This window comes from Undibacterium sp. Ji42W, assembly GCF_049340405.1.
GTDB lineage: Bacteria > Pseudomonadota > Gammaproteobacteria > Burkholderiales > Burkholderiaceae_D > Undibacterium.
Genome location: NZ_JBMPOV010000003.1, coordinates 256,579 through 273,638 on the forward strand (window position 1 = coordinate 256,579; position 17,060 = coordinate 273,638).

The window sequence follows — 17,060 nt, forward strand, 5'->3', positions numbered from 1 at the left end:
CCGCAATGAAAAACATCGCCATCAGCGAGGCAGAATCGCTCGTCATGGAAACACTGTGGAAGCAGCATCCGCAGTCAGCCGAGGAGGTCAGCGCCGCTTTGGCGCAGCAACAGGATTGGCAAGAAGCCACCGTCAAAACCCTGCTGAACCGCCTGCTTAAAAAGGGCGCGATAGCCGCCGAGAAGGATGGCAGGCGCTTCTTGTATTCGCCCATCCTGCGGCGTGAACAATGGCTGATGTCGGAGAGCAAGGGCTTTCTTGACCGCATGTTCAATGGCCGCATTGCACCACTGGTGGCGCACTTCACTGAACAAAAGAAATTATCGAAGCAGGATATCGCTGAACTCAAACGTCTCATTAAGGAGCTCGGTGATGATCAGTAATTTCTTGCAGCCGGCGATACTCGCCTGCCTCGTCATCAGTGGCCTGATCGTGCTCATCCTACTGGTCAGAAATCCTTTACGCAAACTGGCAGGTGCTGGTATTGCCTACCAGCTCTGGGCGGTCTTGCCACTTTCCCTGCTCGCCATGTTTTTGCCGCACCGGCAATACCTGGACATGGCGGAAAAGTTGCAGGCGCCTGCTAACCAACGCATCTCCGGCACAACTCTGCTGGAGATACAGCCAGCCAGTGCCTGGCCAATAATTCTTGTCAGTGTATGGCTCATAGGCAGCCTGTGTCTGCTGGGCCTGCTTGGCATGCAGCACCTGCATTTCATGCGCAGGCTGGGCAGGCTTACTGAAAGCGAGGGCGTCTATCTCGCCAGCGATGTTGATACCGGCCCTGCACTGGAAGGCTGCTTCAGGCCAAAAATCATTGTCCCCGCCGATTTTTATCAGCGTTACAGCGAAGCAGAACAGGCACTCATCATCCGGCATGAACTGGTGCACAAAGGTCGCGGTGATGTCATTGCCAATACCCTGTTTGCGCTGCTGCAATGCCTGTTCTGGTTCAACCCGCTCGTGCATATTGCAGCCCGTTGCTTCCGCCTTGACCAGGAGCTTGCCTGTGATGCCAGCGTAATTGCGCAAGAACCACAGGCCAGGCGCACCTATGCCGAAGCCATGCTCAAAACCCAGTTAAGTGTCACCCCCAGCGCCTTGGCCTGTCATTGGCCTTCCCGTCATCCCTTAAAGGAGAGAATCATGCAATTGCAACAGAACAATCCAAGTAAATTCAAGCGTGTTGTCGCCTATGCAGTATTGAGCTGCCTTTGCAGTGTCAGCGCTTACAGCGCCTGGGCTACTACACCTGTCAGTGCTGTTGCCACAAACGCCCAGACTGGCCAGGAAGCAGGCAAGCCAGATGTGGACAGTTATTCGGTGGCGATGGATATCAAGGTCGCAGGAATGAACAGTTCACCCCGCGTGGTCGTCAGGCAAGGCACACCGGCCAGTGTACTTATCCAATCTAAAGATGGTGAGGAAAAATGGGGCTTCAGTTTCACGCTTACTCCAGCACCGGCAGATCAATATAAAAACGCAGTCACGATAGACATGGTAGTCAAGAAAGGGGATGAGATCATTGCCAAGCCAAAACTGATCACTGGCCTGGGCCAGCGAGCGAAGCTGCAAAAAGAAACGCCAGACAAACAGCAGGATTTTGATATTGCGATGACAGCTAGTCTGGTCAAATAGGTGCAGTGATCTGGATAGCTTTAGTCAGGACTCATCTGCCTGCTCTGGTAAAATATTCAATTCTTATTGATAGCAAAAGAGCAGGCACTATATGCAATCCAGATTGTCCAGATTTACTGCTTTATTGTTATTTCCCCTGCTGCTGTCATGCGCATTCTCTGCCATGGCGGCGTCACCTAAAATCTGCACTGGTAATGTCGGCTTAAGCAAATTCGATGGCTACTGGACTACCAGTCATTTCCTGAATCTACTGAAAAAGCATGGTGACTGGACGGGAGCCATGAAGGCTATGGACAGCCAGCAAGTTGGCTTGAGCATCAGGGATGGCCGCATCAAACAAAACCTGGCCTGGCATGAGGGTGACGAGACTGCATATTGCCTGCGCGTAGCAGGCGATAAAATCTGGCTAGTGAGTGATGGCAAGCACAGGGCAGAGCAGGGGCCTTATCAACGCCTGGGCACACTTGATCAGAACGAGGCCGATCTTTATCTGGCACGCATCATACAAGGCTGCTTTGTCAGTGAAGAAAAAGAGCAATGGTGTTTCGTGGATGGCAAGCTCAGCATCAATGGCAAGCCGGATAAAGCCAAATTATCCCTGGATTTGTCTGAACTGGATTTGTCTGAACTGGATTTGTATGGCACGCCATTGCGTGTTGAAGGTCGCAAGCTGCCGTTCTGGTACCTGGTCAAGCGTGGTGATGCATGGGCGGTCTTTGATGACGATTATGCGAGTAATGAAAAACGTGTGCCCGTCGATCCAAAAATCAGCAAACCCTGGCGCGTGTTAAGAAAGCAGTAGGTCAGCGTGAAGCTTTATTTTCCTGGTTTGCGCCGCTACTTTCGTATCAAGTATATCCTGCTGCTGGTATTGATCATCGCGCTGGTTGGCTTTATCCAAATCGTGCTGAGCATTGCTCTTTATCCTGCAATGCTAGCCCAACAATCTGCCATGCCAGAGAAAATCAAAGCTGATGCGGCGATCATTTTAGGTGCATCGGTATGGAAAGACAGGCCATCGCCCGTATTTGCAGAGCGCATCAAGCATGGCATACACCTGTACAAAAACGGTCAGGTGCAATATCTGATTTTTACAGGTGGCTTGAGTGAAGGTGACACTCTTTCTGAATCAACCGCAGCCCGCCAATATGCCATTGCCGGGGGCATTCCTGCTGAAAAGATTTTGACAGAAGAGGCATCGAAAAATACTCATCAAAACCTGGTGCAGGCCTGCAAACTCATGCGCGGCCATCAAATACAGAATGTCATGCTGGTCAGTGATCCTCTGCACATGAAGCGGGCCATGGCAATGGCGAACGCATTGCAACTGCATGCTATTTCTTCTGCTACGCCGACCAGTCGTTATATGGGTTGGCGCTCAAAAGCGAAGTCATTGTTGTATGAGAGCTTCTTTTATGTGAAGCATGAATTATTTCCAGAATTGGAACATGCTTGTTGAGCAATCGCAACCCAGGAGACTGATCAAGTGAATGTATTAATGAAGACTGGATTTACTACATTGAGCCTAATCGCTGTGCCGGCCGGCGTGGCCATGCTCTTTGCGGCTGATAGCGTGACATTGTCTTGCAGGAGGGGTTGTGCATTCGAGCATCTGGTGATGATGCTGTTCGGTGAGCGTATCGGAATTCATTTGCTGGGGCTAGGAATCATTGCCATTGGTGTGGCCATGATGTGGCGGACGTTGCGGGCTGGCAGATAGGCATGCAGTCTGCCTCATAACAGCGATGTTGTAGTGAGATTCGCTCAACATGGTAAGAGCTTGCTCTCCACAATCAAGCCCTGTCAGGCAGCAAATCCAGCTTTTCCAGCATTACAAATAAGCCTCTGTCGTCGTCAGAATAAGGATAATCAAAATACGCTATCTGCATCCATTGCGCCTCAGATATTTCTGGTTGAAATCATTGCAAGCAGGGATGGGCAAACCCGCAAGCTGCTGGCACAGGGGCGCGATATCTATGGCTTTAGGCACCACTGATATGCGAGGCCGTGCAGCGCATCTTGAGGGTGAAGTGAAAAAACGTAGCGGTGCACATGCTCCAGGTGCACTTTTTAATGCACGCGGCTTGTTGCGCGCACTGGTACCTGAACTTGTGTGTATTCTTGAGACCGTGCAATTCATGGCATGGATTGTTGCAGCAACTGCTTGTTGCCGCGTATCCGCAAAGCAAGATAAGGCTTGTGCTTGTCGACTTTTACTCTGTTCAGGAATCAAAAATATCTTGAATTTACGGCAATTTATGCTTTATTATGTTTGAATGCATAATTTATGTATTTAGACATAATGAAGCATAATAGAGTGAGTACTGAGATAAAGAGGGCCGTCATCCATGAGTACTTCCTTTACTTTTCGCCGCCCCGAGTTGGCGCAGGAGCTTTGCAACAGGTTGCAGGGCAAGGGTTTGAGTGATGCACGCTCAGGTTTATTCCTGGCTGCTCCAAGGCGCGTCGGCAAGAGCACTTTCCTGCGAGAGGATCTTGTACCAGAGATCAGTGCACGCGGCTGGCTGGCTGTGTATGTGGATCTGTGGGCCAACAAAGAACGCGACCCTGCCCTCATCATTACCGAAGCCATCAAAAAACACCTGGCTGATACCTTGGGCATCATCAGCAAGGCTGCCAAGGCCGTGGGCCTGTCCAAAGTCAATGTCATGGGGACGCTGACCATTGATATCAATCAGCCGGGTTTGCCAGACAATGTCACGCTGTCAGATGTGATTGCCGAGCTCAGTCATCAGGTTAAAAAACCGATCGTGCTCATCGTGGATGAAGCCCAGCATGCCTTGAGTACAACAGCAGGCCTGAATGCCATGTTCGCACTCAAGTCCGCTCGCGACACCCTGAACTTGAGTGCCGAGTTGCCCGCACTGATGCTGGTGTTCACCGGCTCCAACCGCGACAAACTCGCCCACCTGGTGCTGAACCGCACCCAGCCTTTCTTTGGTTCCAGCATCACGCCTTTCCCCTTGCTCAACAAGTTGTATACCGACGCCTTTACTAAATGGGCGAATGGCAATCTGGCCAGAGGCAACAAACTGCGTGCCGAGAGCGTCTGGGCGGCATTCCAGCTTCTGGGCAACCGGCCAGAAATGCTGCGCGACCTGATCGCCCACATCGCCCTCGATGGCCAGGCGCAAAGCCTGTCAGAAATACTCGAAGACGGTGCCCGCAAAATCAATAACCGTCTGTGGGAAGAATTCGCCAGCGAATTCGATGCTCTGACCGCGATACAGAAAGCCGTACTCAGCGTGCTCATCAGTAAGGGTGAACACTGGATACCATTTTCTGATGAATCCATGGCGGCCTATATGGCCATCACAAAGGCGAGACGATTGTCGAAGGCAACAGTACAAACCGCCATCGATGGTTTGCGCGAAAAAAACCTGGTCTGGAAAGAGTCACGCGGTATCTATGCGCTGGAAGACCAGGGGTTTGCTGAGTGGTTCAGGCATAACAGGCTGGCTGGAATGGGCGAGTAGTTGATTGCTAAGCTTGATTAACCCTGATTGAGATCACCTCCACAATGCGGGCAATCCTTTTTATGGTGATCTGTGCCCGCATCCAGAATTGCCGCCGTCATAATCGCAGTCGGTAAGGCGAAAATCCCTATGCCAACCAAAACAATCGCACCGGAGAGCAACTTGCCCACAGGTGTAATGGGAGTGATGTCACCATAGCCTATGGTGGTGAGCGTTACAATGGCCCACCACAATGTTTCAGGAATACTGCTGAATTTATCCGGTTGTACACTGTGTTCAATCAGGTAGAGCAGGGCGGCAAAACAGTAAGCTGTAATGACCATGAGGAGAATGGCAACGATGAGCAAATGCTTGCGTTTTGCCAGGGCATTGCTGATGGACTTGAAGGAATGATCAAGCCCTTCCAGATTCAGTACGCGTAATAATCTGGTCAGTCGGAATATCCTCAGGAAACGCAAATCCCATGGTGCCCAGAAGGTCAGGATAACCAGCAAATCCAGCAGGGACAAAGGCTGCAAGGCATATTTGATTCTGCCGCTGATGGGAGGGGAAAACCGCCCCTGTTCTACGCATACCCACAGACGTAACAGATATTCGACAATAAAAAAGTTGGTCGAAAAAGCTTCAATGAGGTGAAACAGGACTTTGTTGGGGCCTGCAATCGAGGGCACGGTTTCAAGTGCCACCGCAATGCAATTAACCAAAATGACAGCGGCCAGAAAGTAATTGATATACCGGGTCAGCACGTTCGCGCGCGATGGCTTGTGTAGTAGATGGAACAGACGCGCACGGAGGGCAGAGTGGTTCATCATTTCTCATCAGTCAGTAGTTTTCTCGCTTTTAAAAAGAATACCAGCGTACTGACTGAAAAAGCAAACGCCTGAAAATTTAAACCTTACACCGAGCTGTTTGCCTGGCTTACCCACATCACTGGTTGTTTGCTGCAATATGTCAAAAATTCCATTCCTCAGGCAATTCAGCTTCACACAGCGCACATTCAAGCACATCGTCCTTGATGATGTTGATGGCCTGGCATAGCCTGCAACGGCGAAATTCGTAGCTGCTGCTGAAATGTCCGGGCGTAGCCATGCCTGCGCGTTGCAAGGCGTTTGCCACATCTGGCCATGACGAAACTTGCGGGCAATAGCCAGTGGATTGATTGGTGATGGCACTCACTTCGAGCTTGTCGCCATCGATGATAAAAGTGACTTCACCAGCAGACAATACCGGTTTGCCACCGGCGCAAGCGACATGTTCGCTGTGCCGGTCAGCCAGGTGCAGGGTGCAATGCTGGTCAATGATGAAGGTTGCAATGATGCTGCCATCGCGGTTGATATGTTGCCCAGTTTCTTTTGTCCAGCGCGTGACATCCTGCATCTGGCGAATCGCAAAACCGATAGGGATGGTTGCAACTGCTGCGGCAATTTCATCTGGGCCAACGTAGTGATAGAGGCGTGTCATTGATTGTTTCACTCTATGTCTTGCACTTCATCTGCTTGCGCAGTTTGCCCATGTCAGCTGCTGCTGTTGATTTCAGGATGTCTTCAGAGATAGGTCCATATTCTTCACGCATGAGGGTGAAATTATTTTTTGTACCAGCTGGCTGGAACCATATCAGGTAACCACAGGTGATAGGGGCGATGCTTTGTTTGGTTTCATAATCGACGGCGACATAAGTGCCTGCCTGGTACGCATTTGGTGGGTTGTCATAGACAGTAATGCGCCAGAAATCGCGACTTAATTGTTTGCCGATCTGTGCCTGATAAGCAACTGTCCGGGTTTGCCATTCTTCCATTGGACTGAGGTTTTTCAGGCTTTTGCCCAGCATATTGTAGGCAACTTCATAGTAACCATTGTCGATGGCAGACATATAGGCATTGCTGAGTTTGTTGCCTTCTATCTTGAATCGGGCGATGTCATCTTCATTGAGCTTGCTGATTGCCTGCTTGGGGCGTTCTGGTATGTCAGCTACGCAGTTTAGTATCTGTACCATGTTGAAGCTGGTTTTGTTACTTGCGGGCTGTCCCGCAATGGGGTCATTGCTGCTGAATTTGTATTTGCCAAATTCTGGTATTTTGCCATTGCATAGTTTTACTGCTGGTTCTGCCACCATGGCTTGCGCCTGATCAACAGTCAAACTGGTGTCACTGCTGAGCACGAGTTCAACACTGTTGCCCGAGAGTTTTTTATAGGCGAGGTCAGCAGCCCACGCCGGGCTGGCGCTGACGCTGATGAAAAGACAGGTGCTTATGGCAATGGCAAGGTGGGTTGGTGTCATGGCAATCAGTGATGAGCGAAGATCCAGCAAAGATACGGGATGCGAGCTGATTTAACAATCACGAAACTGTTTCAAAAAATTACCTGAGTCTTGTGTTGTGCGTGGAGAACAACACTTTGGAGCAGGAGATAGATATGAAAAGCAGATGGCATCATGCCCCGGCCATTGCTACTCTTTCAAACCCTCAAGTACTCCAAAGTATGCTGGTTTGGTCTGTCCTTTGTCGTCAAACAGTAGCGGCCAGTCCGGGTAAGGTTTGCCGTCCAGTAACCATGAATCCTTGTCCAGCAAACCCCAGAAGGTGATGCCACCGCGCTGGGCAGGAGACACGCTTTGTACATAAGCGCTGACGATTTCCCGGTACCTGGCTTTTTGCAATTGTGCCAGCGCAGGGTCAAGGCTTGCTGCCCTTTGTTGTTGATTCAGGCTCACATCCAGTTCTGAAATGCGTACCTTCAAACCACGCGCAGCCACTGCCTGCAAGGCAGTTTTGATTTGCGCGATAGCTGGGCTATCGACACTGACATGCATCTGAAAACCTATGCCATGCAGGGGTATGTGACGGCGCTGAAAATCATCCACCATATCGAGCATGAACTGCAATTTGTCGGCCTTGCTCTCCATGTTAAAGTCATTGTAGTACAGCACCGCTGCGGGATCGGCCTCGTGGGCGGCGATGAAGGCTTGTTCTATGTAGGCGGGACCCAGTTTTTCAAGAAAGAGCGTGGCACGGTATTGTTTAGGGTGCTTGTTATCTATTGCTTCATTGACGACATCCCAGCTTTTTACCTTGCCTGCAAAATGCTGGCAAATTTGTTGTACATGATCACGCAGCATTGCTTGCCAGTCGCCCTGATAGTTTTTCATCCAGACAGGTAGCTGGTAATCATGGTGCCAGATCAAGGCATGGCCATGCAGTATCATGCCATGTGTACGTGCATAGTCTGCCAGTGCATCTGCCGCCGCAAAATCATAGGTATCAATGGCAGGGTGCAGGAAGCGCATTTTCATACCGTTTTCTGCGACGATGCTGTTGAACTGTGCATTGATGAGTGCAGCGATTTCCCTGATGTCGGCCATATCACCAGGCGCATTCCCCACATTCAAGGCAACCCCGATAGGGAATTTGGCGCTGTCTTTTAGTGCGCGGGCAGGCACTGTAGATTGCGCCCGGCTTTCAGGCTGACCGAAACTGAATATCAAAGCGAACAGGGTCAGGGCAAAACGGTAAGACATGGTTTGGAGCACTTTGTTTGTAAGCTGATCATCCTACAACATTGCCATGTGGATGCCAGTGAACTGGCTAAATAATCATGTTTTCTGATGAGGCTTGGCAAATTTCATGTGTTTTGTGATCGGTTGTCATACAACAGTCATGTGCATACCTTATGATCGCCGGACTTTTCCACTTCAGATCAGACCTGCATCATGACCTCTGCTTATTGCTTGAAACGCTTGACCCTGGCTTTAATGATTAGCACTGCGCTTACTCTTATGGCTTGTGGTGGCGGCTCGAACACCGTGGCGACAGATACTGTCGTTATCGAAGGCCCGCTGGTGATACCTGCACCACCTGCTGACCCTGGCATGGTTGATAGTGCACCGGTGCCTGCCGGTGTGCCCGCCTTTGTCGATAATGTCGCCAGCAACCAGCGTGGGGACGCCAGATATGCGACGCTGGAAACCAATGCCGGTGTACGCGTATTATCCGGTTTTCTCACCATCTGGCAGCCGCTGACCCTGATCGTGGATGCTGGTGTGACAGCACCTGCGGTAGATAATTTCCCGGCAGTGCTCACCTCCAAATGGACAGGAGTGCCAAATGATGGCACGCCTGATGGCACTATCCTGAATCGTCCGGTACATGATGCCAACATCAGTTACGTTGCGAGCCTGACTGGCAAACGCACGCCTGAGCAGGAGCTGGCTGCCTACCTTGATGACCGCCGTGGCAAAGGCTATAGCGTGACCGATGGCCTGGGCCCATTGACTGCAGCATGGCGCAGCGCAGCCCAGCAGACTACCAGTATCACCGCAATCCCCGCTGATGCGGGCACGGTTTTATACAATGACAGCGGCAATAATACAGGTGTGGGTGGCACGGCCAATACCAGCTTTGGCAATGCCGTCGATCTGTTGTCGCTGATAGGCAATAATGGTTCCACCGAACCGGCCAAGCGCTTTTATAAATATGCCCGCCCTTACCGCTGGAGCAATCAGGTCATCGTCGCTCCATCGCTGCTACCTGCCAAGAGCACGACACCGGCAACCGATGGTGGTTTCACCAGCGGCCACTCGGCAGAAGCGACCCGCGATGTCATTGCCATGGCTTATATGGTGCCCGAGCGTTTCCAGGAATTGTTGAGCCGTGGCCTGGAACTTGGTGAAAACCGCATCATGGCAGGCATGCATTCACCACTGGATGTCATGAGTGGCCGCATACAGGCGCAAGCAGTGGCCGCCGCCAACTTGTATGATGCTGCCAACGCAGCCAAGAAAACGGCAGCTTATGCACAAGCCCACGCCGCCCTGATCACGCAAACCAATACCACGGCAGACAGCTTCAATGCCTATGCCCATTCTGCCACTGCAACCACAGATCGCTTTGCTGACTATGCCAGCAACAAGGCCAACTATCTGCGCCGCATGACCTATGGCTTTGCCCCGATTGCTGCCACCAATGTCGCGGCAGTAGTGCCGAAAGGTGCAGAAGTCTTGCTGGAAACTCGCTTGCCTTATTTGAGCGAGGCGCAAAGGCGCGTGGTTCTGAAAACTACTGCCATGGCATCCGGCTATCCTGTCATGGATGATGCCGAAGGCTGGGGCAGGCTCAACCTGTTTGCCGCCGCAGATGGTTATGGGAGTTTTGTTGGCAATGTCATTGTCAACATGGATGCTACCAAAGGTGGTTTCAATATCATGGATATCTGGCGCAATGACATCAATGGCAACGGCAAACTCAGCAAACTCGGTAGTGGCACATTGAAGCTGGCTGGCAATAATGGCTGGACAGGTGGCACGCAAATTGACGCAGGCACAGTCGAAGCCAATTCTGCCACGGCCTTTGGTCATGGCGATGTGTATAGCGGCGCCAGCGTGATTGTCAATACAACGGGCAATCTCAGCATTACCGGCAAATACACACAGCTGGCCAGCGGTGCACTGGAGATCAACCTGCGCAATGCTCAAAGCCAGTTGCTGGCCAGCAGCACAGTCACCATCGCTGGCGGCAGCTTGCGCATACGCTTCCAGAATGGCTACAAACCCAGCGTTGGCGATACCCTTACTGTTATCAATGCAGGCAGCCTGAAAGGCAAGTTCACCAGCATCACGGTGGATGGATATACCGCGACGCCGACTTACACTGCGACCAGTCTGCAACTGAAGCTGACTGCCTGATGCGCTAATGGGCAGTTTGGTTTTTGGCTTTTTTTGGTTTTTGTAGCAATGTATGGTAAGGATGTAATTTTGCTGCGCACGCGTGTAAGATGTGGACATTCTCTTTCAGTACAGATTTGTACCACATCGCACCATGAGCGAAATACCACAACGCTTTAAAGTGGGCGATTTTTACCTGGAGCTGCCCAAGGGCAGCGCCATCTCTGCTGACCCTGCTGCTGCAACAGTCAAAGCAGACAAGCCGGAAACACCCGTACCCCTGGAAGAAGCGCAATACGTCTATCGCCCTAATGATCCCTTCCAGGCATCGATAGACGAAGCTCGTGCAATTGCCAGTATCAGCAGCAGCCAAAAAAGTTGGGTCAAGAAAACCTGGTTTGCCCTGTTCGTAGTCGGGCCGCTAGTCTATGCAGAATTAATCGCAATAGGCTTGAGCATCAATGGTGATGTGAGCAGTCCAGGCCTTGCCTTCCTGATTTCAAATGCGCTCATCATGCCGGTCTGGCTGATCTATTACACGATCTGGCGCAGGAAGGTGAAGTCTTAACCCCCTTAATCCCTTAACCTCTTAACTCACACCACGCCTGCGCATCAGCAAGTACACCGCAGGTACTACAAACATCGATAGCAAAGGAGCAGTGATCATGCCACCCACCATGGGTGCGGCGATGCGCTGCATGATTTCTGAACCTGTTCCACTGCCCAGCATGATGGGTACCAGCCCGGCGACGATGATGGCCACCGTCATGGCCTTGGGGCGTACCCGTAACACTGCGCCTTCGCGTATGGCATCGAGTAAATCCTGCTCGCTGTTTTGACCCTGCATCAGACGTTGCCCCCAGGCCTGTTTCAGGTAGAGCAGCATAATGACCCCAAATTCTGCCGAGACGCCTGCCAGTGCGATGAAACCAACGCCGCTGGCGACCGACAACTGATGTCCCAGCAGCCATAATAACCACACACCGCCTCCCAGCGCAAAGGGCAGGGTAGCCATGATCAGGGCGGCTTCATCCAGCCGCTTGAATGTCATGTGCAGCAAGACAAAAATAATCAACAAGGTGACTGGTACCACGATTCTGAGTTTTGCACTGGCGCGTTCCAGGTACTCAAACTGTCCCGACCAGGACAGTGAGTAAGTTGCAGGCAAGCGCACTTCTTTGCTGACACGTTGCTGCATCTCGCGCACAGCAGAACTGAGATCGCGATCACGGATATCGACATACACCCATCCGGATAATCTAGCATTTTCGCTTTTCAGCATGGACGGGCCATCAGTGATGCGTATGCTGGCAATATCGCCCAGACTGATTTGAGCTCCTCTTGTCGTCAGTACGGGTAACTGGCGCAGTTTTTTGACAGAATCACGCAACTCTCGTGGATAGCGCAGATTGATGGGGAAACGCTGTAAACCCTCCACCGTTTCACCGATATTGTCACCTCCTATGGCCGCCGTAATGATGCTCTGCACATCGGCGATATTCAAGTCATAGCGTGCAGCAAGGTCGCGATTGATATCTACATCAATATACCTGCCGCCGTTCAGGCGTTCTGCCAGGGCAGAGCTGACGCCCGGCACGCTTTTGACGACGCGCTCTATCTCGCTGGTGATCTTGTCGATTTCCTTCAAGTCTGCACCAGCGACCTTGATCCCTACCGGACTTTTGATGCCCGTCGCCAGCATGTCGATGCGGTTGCGTATGGGCGGTACCCAGATGTTGGACAGGCCAGGCACCTTGACGCTGCGGTCGAGTTCTTCCAGCAGCCTTGCCGGTGTCATGCCTGCGCGCCATTGATTACGTGGTTTGAACTGTATCGTGGTTTCAAACATTTCCAGCGGTGCCGGGTCGGTTGCGCTTTCAGCCCGTCCAGCCTTGCCAAACACGGTTTGTACTTCAGGGACGCTCTTGATCAGCCTGTCGGTCTGTTGCAAGAGCTCGCTGACCTTGCCCGCACTCAGGCCAGGCAGTGCAGTAGGCATGTAGAGCAGATCACCCTCATCCAGTGGCGGCATGAATTCGCCGCCCAGGCGAGCCAGCGGCCAGACTGTCAACACGGCTATCAGTGCCGCCACCAGCAGAGTGGCCCAGGGGAATTGCAAAACCTTTTCTAGTAAAGGGCGGTATATTGCAATCAACAAGCGATTCAAGGGATTTTTGTGTTCAGGCGGTATCTTGCCGCGTATCAGATATCCCATCAGTACGGGGACGAGCGTCACTGCCAGTCCGGCCGCTGCCGCCATTGCATAGGTTTTTGTCAGCGCCAGCGGGGCAAACAGGCGGCCTTCCTGCGCTTCCAGCGCAAACACCGGGACGAAGGACAGGACGATGATCAGTAAAGAAAAGAACAGTGCTGGCCCCACTTCTGCGGCAGCTTCTGCAATGACTTGCCAATGCTGTTCTCCTGTCAGTTTGTCATGCGGGTGGGCACGCTGCCAGGTTTCGATATGCTTGTGGGCATTTTCTATAATGACGACTGCAGCATCCACCATGGCGCCAATCGCAATGGCAATGCCACCCAGCGACATGATATTGGCATTCACGCCCTGATAATGCATGATGATATACGCTGCGAGTATGCCCAGAGGCAGTGATACTATCGCCACCAGGGCCGAGCGCAGGTGGAATAAAAATGCGACACAGACCAAGGTCACGACGACGAATTCTTCCAGCAGTTTGTGCTGCAGATGATCCACTGCCCGCGTGATCAGGCCAGAGCGGTCGTATACGGGAATGATTTCCACTCCAGGTGGCAGACCGGGCTTGAGCTGATTCAGCTTGTCCTTGACGGCAGCGATGGTTGCCAGGGCATTTTTACCTGAGCGCATGACGATCACGCCGCCAGCAACCTCACCTTCACCATTCAGTTCTGCAATGCCACGCCGCATTTCCGGACCCACCTGTATGCGCGCCACATCACCCAGGCGCACAGCAATACCGGACTCTGTGGTCATCAGCGGTATTTTGCGAAAATCGTCTAACGTTTTCAAGTAGCCAGAGGCGCGCACCATGTATTCGGCCTCACCCAGTTCCAGTACTGATCCACCACTTTCCTGGTTGGCTTTTTGTACGGCTTCCGTGATTTTTCCATGGGTGATGTTATAGGCGCGCATCTTGTCAGGGGACAGCTGTATTTGATACTGCCGCACCATGCCACCTATGCTGGCAACCTCTGATACATTCGGCAGCGACTTCAATTCAAATTTCAGGAACCAATCCTGGTAGGCGCGCAGTTGTGATAAATCCATTTTTCCGCTGTGGTCAAGCAGTGCATATTCATAGACCCAGCCTACCCCTGTGGCGTCAGGGCCCAGTGAAGTTTTTGCCTGTGCTGGTAATCTGGCCTGCACCTGGTTCAGGTATTCCAGCACGCGTGAACGCGCCCAGTATAAATCCGTGCCATCTTCAAACAAGACATAGACAAAGGAATCACCAAAGAAAGAATAGCCGCGCACGGTCTTCGCACCTGGCACCGAAAGCATGGTCGTTGTCAGTGGATAGGTGACTTGGTTTTCTACAATCTGCGGTGCCTGACCGGGCAGGCTGGTGCGTATGATGACTTGCACATCGGACAGGTCGGGAATGGCATCAACGGGCGTACGTGCCATAGCCCAGACACCCCATGCCGCCAGTATCAGTGTGGTCAGCAAGACCAGAAAGCGGTTGCAGATGGACCAGCGTATGAGTTGTGCAATCATTGTTTAACTCCGGCAGGCGCAGTTGCAGGCAGGTTTAAACTTGGTGTGGAGATTGCAGAAGTTGCACCCTCCATGCGCGTAATGCTCGCTTTCAGGCTGGCTTCTGAATCGATGAGGAATTGGCCGGACGCTACGACTTTTTGCCCGGCTTGCAAACCTCTGATGATTTCTGTCTGGTCATTGCTTTCTGCGCCTACTTCCACATTCACAGGCAAGAACCTGCCATCATCCTGCGCCAGGATCACTACATTGCGGACACCCGTGCTGATTAAGGCCTCACTGGGTACCAGCAGGCTCTCCTTGCGTGCAGTACCGGCAAAGTTGAGCGTGGTGAACATGCCAGGCAACAATTGTGCACCAGGGCTGCCGGGATTGACCAACTCTATGCGGGCTTTCACAGTACGCGTATTGCTATCCACTTGCGGCAGCATGGTGGCGACCTTGCCGTGGAAAACGACACCAGGCAGGGATACTGTCCTGGCTTCTATCATATTGCCAGCCTGCACCGTGTGCGCCATGCTTTCAGGGATGTCGGCATTTACCCAGATTGTATCCACACCATTGATGCGGAACATAGGTGTGCCCATGCTTACGGTCATGCCTTCGCGTACAGACAATTCTGTCATTACCCCGCTTAGCGGAGCAGTAATGGTGATGCGTGCATGCAGCTTGCCAATGCTCTCCACAGTGTGTATCTGCTCATCCGTCATGCCAGCCAGACGCATGCGCTGACGGGCTGCGTCCAGCAAGCCAACGATAGCCTGGCCTTGCATGCGTTTCACCGCCAGAAATTCTTCTTGCGCAGCGATCCAGTCGGGTACATATAGTTCTGCCAGCGGCTGGCCCTTGCGCACCAGGTCCAGTGGCGCGCGCACATAAAGTTTTTCAACAAAGCCATTGCTCCTGGCTTGCAGCACAGCGACATCGCGCTCGTTATAGGCAACGCTGCCAACCGTCTGCACTACGGCATTGAGTTTGCCGACTACCACGCTGGCTGTGCGTATGGCAAGATTTTGCTGTATGCGCGGATTGATGCTGACGGAATTTTCACTCGCCGTATCAGCATTGTCTGCATACACCGGCACCAGTTGCATATCCATGAAGGGAGATTTGCCCGGTTTGTCGAATTTTTGACCGGGCACCATGGGGTCATGCCAGTACAAGGCTTTTTTACTGGCGCCAGTATCTTGCAGGCTGGTATTTTTATCTGATAAGGAATTCTGCATACCTTCATGTTTACCCAGTTGATACATGACATAAGCAGCACCAGCCAAGAGCCCGGTGGTGACTGTAACAAGTAATATATGTCTGATTTTCATGTTTAGTCCCTGTTCAACTCTGGTGTGATTCTGGTTTCATTGAGTGGCGTCAGGTAGCGCAGTTGCGCCCATAAGCTTGCTGTTTCTGCCTGTAGTTGCAGCGCTTGTAAATGCATGTCGGTTTGGTTGCGCTGTGCTGTCAGCAAGTCGCCCAGACTGGATTTGCCACCGCGATAAGCAGCCAGGATTGCTTGCACTTTTTGCGTGGCCAGGGGCAGTAATTCATTGTCATAACGGCTCACGCGGCTGCGTTTGCTTTGCCATTCATTGAACAAGCTGCTGACTTCGGCAATATGGCTGCGCAGGGCTTCATCACGTTCTGCCCTGGCCTGATCTGCCATGGCCAGACGCGATGACAGTTCGCGTTGCTGACGATTCTTTTGGTCCCATTGCAACGGCAGCGACACGCCAACCGATACCATGTTGGAATAGGCAGGGCCGCGTTGCTGGTAGGCGACTTCTATGCTCCAGTCTGGCTTCTTGTTTGCCTCGGCCAGTTTTGCTTCTGTATCCGCCAGCTCAACTTGCCTGTTCATGATGCTGATTTGCGGATGATGCGCAAGAGTGGTTTCCAATGCAGATATATCCAGCCCCACCTGGTGCATCACAGGTAATGCACCCAGACTGTCAGTGCTGGTTTCACCGATCCAGCGCGTCAGCATGATGCTGGCATTGCGTGCGCGTCGTGCCAGGTCACTGTTGCGGTCTTCCATTAGAGCCAGTGCACTGCGGGCGGTCAGCAAATCTGCCTGGCTGCCGCGGCCACTACGGTAGGCCAGTTCGGCAGCCTGGATTTCCAGCCTCGCCTGGTTTAGCTGTTCCTTGGCGAGCGCCAGCATTTTCTCGCTGTAGTAACGGTCCAGCCAGGCGATACTTGTGTCGCGCACTATACCGAGCGTGGTCTGCATTTTTTCTGCTTGCGACTTATTGATGACGCGTTCATAGCGTTCGGCGCGTAGCTGGCGTTTATCGCTGTGGGTGATTTCTTGCATCAGACCTATGCGGCGCATGGTCATGAAGTCATTCGTGAGATTGCCGTGGTCAGGGCCACTGACGGGCAGGTTGTCTATACCTGTCTTGAGTACAGGATCGGGTAACTGGCTGGCCGCCACGGCCATGTCACGCGCGGCGCTGATGGCGAAGTCTTGTGCAGACAATTGTCTGGAGCGCGCCAGAGCAAGTTGCTGGGCTTGCGACATACTCAGCTCAGCTGAGTATGCTTGCATAGAGAGCAA

Annotated in this window: 15 protein-coding genes; 8 read left to right on the forward strand and 7 right to left on the reverse strand. The window is 52.3% G+C overall.

All coding sequences use genetic code 11. The annotated features are described in order from the left end of the window. Positions 1-5: 5 nt before the first annotated feature. From ACO0LG_RS07400 to ACO0LG_RS07425, 6 genes are all read left to right on the forward strand, one after another. Entirely contained in the window at positions 6-383 is a 378-nt protein-coding gene (locus ACO0LG_RS07400; protein WP_423024847.1) for a BlaI/MecI/CopY family transcriptional regulator, read from the forward strand. Next, positions 373-1,638 carry a M56 family metallopeptidase gene (locus ACO0LG_RS07405; RefSeq protein ID WP_423024849.1) on the forward strand — a complete coding sequence of 422 codons (1,266 nt, stop codon included), beginning with the start codon at positions 373-375 and terminating at the stop codon, positions 1,636-1,638. Before ACO0LG_RS07400 ends, ACO0LG_RS07405 begins: the two co-directional genes overlap by 11 nt. A 91-nt stretch (positions 1,639-1,729) precedes the next feature. Further along, positions 1,730-2,440, forward strand: a complete 711-nt coding sequence (locus ACO0LG_RS07410) for a hypothetical protein (RefSeq protein WP_423024851.1) — start codon at positions 1,730-1,732, stop codon at positions 2,438-2,440. A gap of 6 nt (positions 2,441-2,446) precedes the next feature. Beyond that, the gene (locus ACO0LG_RS07415) at positions 2,447-3,097 is read left to right on the forward strand and encodes a YdcF family protein (RefSeq protein WP_423024853.1); all 651 of its coding nucleotides are present in this window, start codon (positions 2,447-2,449) and stop codon (positions 3,095-3,097) included. Positions 3,098-3,614: 517 nt separating this feature from the next. Beyond that, positions 3,615-3,914 (forward strand): hypothetical protein, encoded by a 300-nt coding sequence (locus tag ACO0LG_RS07420; RefSeq protein ID WP_423024855.1) that lies wholly within the window; start codon positions 3,615-3,617, stop codon positions 3,912-3,914. Positions 3,915-3,986: 72 nt separating this feature from the next. Continuing rightward, complete coding sequence (locus ACO0LG_RS07425; RefSeq protein ID WP_423024856.1) at positions 3,987-5,135, forward strand: hypothetical protein; 1,149 nt, start codon at positions 3,987-3,989, stop codon at positions 5,133-5,135. Positions 5,136-5,152: 17 nt separating this feature from the next. Here the strand turns inward: ACO0LG_RS07425 and ACO0LG_RS07430 are convergent, their stop codons facing one another. The 4 genes from ACO0LG_RS07430 to ACO0LG_RS07445 form a co-directional block, all read right to left on the reverse strand. Next, entirely contained in the window at positions 5,153-5,944 is a 792-nt protein-coding gene (locus ACO0LG_RS07430; protein WP_423024858.1) for an ion transporter, read from the reverse strand. A gap of 142 nt (positions 5,945-6,086) precedes the next feature. Beyond that, the gene (locus tag ACO0LG_RS07435; RefSeq protein ID WP_423024860.1) at positions 6,087-6,596 is read right to left on the reverse strand and encodes a hypothetical protein; all 510 of its coding nucleotides are present in this window, start codon (positions 6,594-6,596) and stop codon (positions 6,087-6,089) included. A gap of 13 nt (positions 6,597-6,609) precedes the next feature. After that, entirely contained in the window at positions 6,610-7,413 is an 804-nt protein-coding gene (locus ACO0LG_RS07440) for a DUF4019 domain-containing protein (protein ID WP_423024862.1), read from the reverse strand. A 168-nt stretch (positions 7,414-7,581) separates the two neighbouring features. Further along, a complete protein-coding gene (locus tag ACO0LG_RS07445) occupies positions 7,582-8,649 on the reverse strand; it encodes an endo-1,4-beta-xylanase (protein ID WP_423024864.1) in 1,068 nt (355 codons plus the stop codon). 192 nt (positions 8,650-8,841) lie between these two features. On the opposite strand from ACO0LG_RS07445, the gene ACO0LG_RS07450 reads away from it, so the two are divergent. After that, positions 8,842-10,812: a phosphatase PAP2 family protein gene (locus ACO0LG_RS07450; protein WP_423024866.1), complete on the forward strand. Its 1,971-nt coding sequence runs from the start codon at positions 8,842-8,844 to the stop codon at positions 10,810-10,812. Between the two features lie 133 nt (positions 10,813-10,945). Then, positions 10,946-11,359: a hypothetical protein gene (locus ACO0LG_RS07455; RefSeq protein ID WP_423024868.1), complete on the forward strand. Its 414-nt coding sequence runs from the start codon at positions 10,946-10,948 to the stop codon at positions 11,357-11,359. Between the two features lie 21 nt (positions 11,360-11,380). Here ACO0LG_RS07455 and ACO0LG_RS07460 read toward each other — a convergent pair whose 3' ends face one another. From ACO0LG_RS07460 to ACO0LG_RS07470, 3 genes are read right to left on the reverse strand one after another with little or no spacing between them, the layout of a single operon-like run. Then, positions 11,381-14,506, reverse strand: coding sequence for an efflux RND transporter permease subunit (locus tag ACO0LG_RS07460; RefSeq protein ID WP_423024870.1), 3,126 nt, complete (start codon positions 14,504-14,506; stop codon positions 11,381-11,383). Beyond that, positions 14,503-15,825, reverse strand: a complete 1,323-nt coding sequence (locus tag ACO0LG_RS07465) for an efflux RND transporter periplasmic adaptor subunit (protein ID WP_423024872.1) — start codon at positions 15,823-15,825, stop codon at positions 14,503-14,505. Before ACO0LG_RS07465 ends, ACO0LG_RS07460 begins: the two co-directional genes overlap by 4 nt. 2 nt (positions 15,826-15,827) lie before the next feature. Further along, on the reverse strand, positions 15,828-17,024 hold the full coding sequence (locus ACO0LG_RS07470; RefSeq protein WP_423024874.1) for a TolC family protein: 1,197 nt from the start codon (positions 17,022-17,024) through the stop codon (positions 15,828-15,830). Positions 17,025-17,060 lie beyond the last annotated feature (36 nt).

Coding starts and splice junctions, on each gene's coding strand:
- ACO0LG_RS07400 (WP_423024847.1), top strand. CDS start 6: ATGAAAAACATCGCCATCAGCGAGGCAGAATCGCTCGTCATGGAAACA.
- ACO0LG_RS07405 (WP_423024849.1), top strand. CDS start 373: ATGATCAGTAATTTCTTGCAGCCGGCGATACTCGCCTGCCTCGTCATC.
- ACO0LG_RS07410 (WP_423024851.1), top strand. CDS start 1,730: ATGCAATCCAGATTGTCCAGATTTACTGCTTTATTGTTATTTCCCCTG.
- ACO0LG_RS07420 (WP_423024855.1), top strand. CDS start 3,615: ATGGCTTTAGGCACCACTGATATGCGAGGCCGTGCAGCGCATCTTGAG.
- ACO0LG_RS07425 (WP_423024856.1), top strand. CDS start 3,987: ATGAGTACTTCCTTTACTTTTCGCCGCCCCGAGTTGGCGCAGGAGCTT.
- ACO0LG_RS07430 (WP_423024858.1), bottom strand. CDS start 5,944: ATGAACCACTCTGCCCTCCGTGCGCGTCTGTTCCATCTACTACACAAG.
- ACO0LG_RS07435 (WP_423024860.1), bottom strand. CDS start 6,596: ATGACACGCCTCTATCACTACGTTGGCCCAGATGAAATTGCCGCAGCA.
- ACO0LG_RS07440 (WP_423024862.1), bottom strand. CDS start 7,413: ATGACACCAACCCACCTTGCCATTGCCATAAGCACCTGTCTTTTCATC.
- ACO0LG_RS07445 (WP_423024864.1), bottom strand. CDS start 8,649: ATGTCTTACCGTTTTGCCCTGACCCTGTTCGCTTTGATATTCAGTTTC.
- ACO0LG_RS07450 (WP_423024866.1), top strand. CDS start 8,842: ATGACCTCTGCTTATTGCTTGAAACGCTTGACCCTGGCTTTAATGATT.
- ACO0LG_RS07455 (WP_423024868.1), top strand. CDS start 10,946: ATGAGCGAAATACCACAACGCTTTAAAGTGGGCGATTTTTACCTGGAG.
- ACO0LG_RS07460 (WP_423024870.1), bottom strand. CDS start 14,506: ATGATTGCACAACTCATACGCTGGTCCATCTGCAACCGCTTTCTGGTC.
- ACO0LG_RS07465 (WP_423024872.1), bottom strand. CDS start 15,825: ATGAAAATCAGACATATATTACTTGTTACAGTCACCACCGGGCTCTTG.
- ACO0LG_RS07470 (WP_423024874.1), bottom strand. CDS start 17,024: ATGTCGCAAGCCCAGCAACTTGCTCTGGCGCGCTCCAGACAATTGTCT.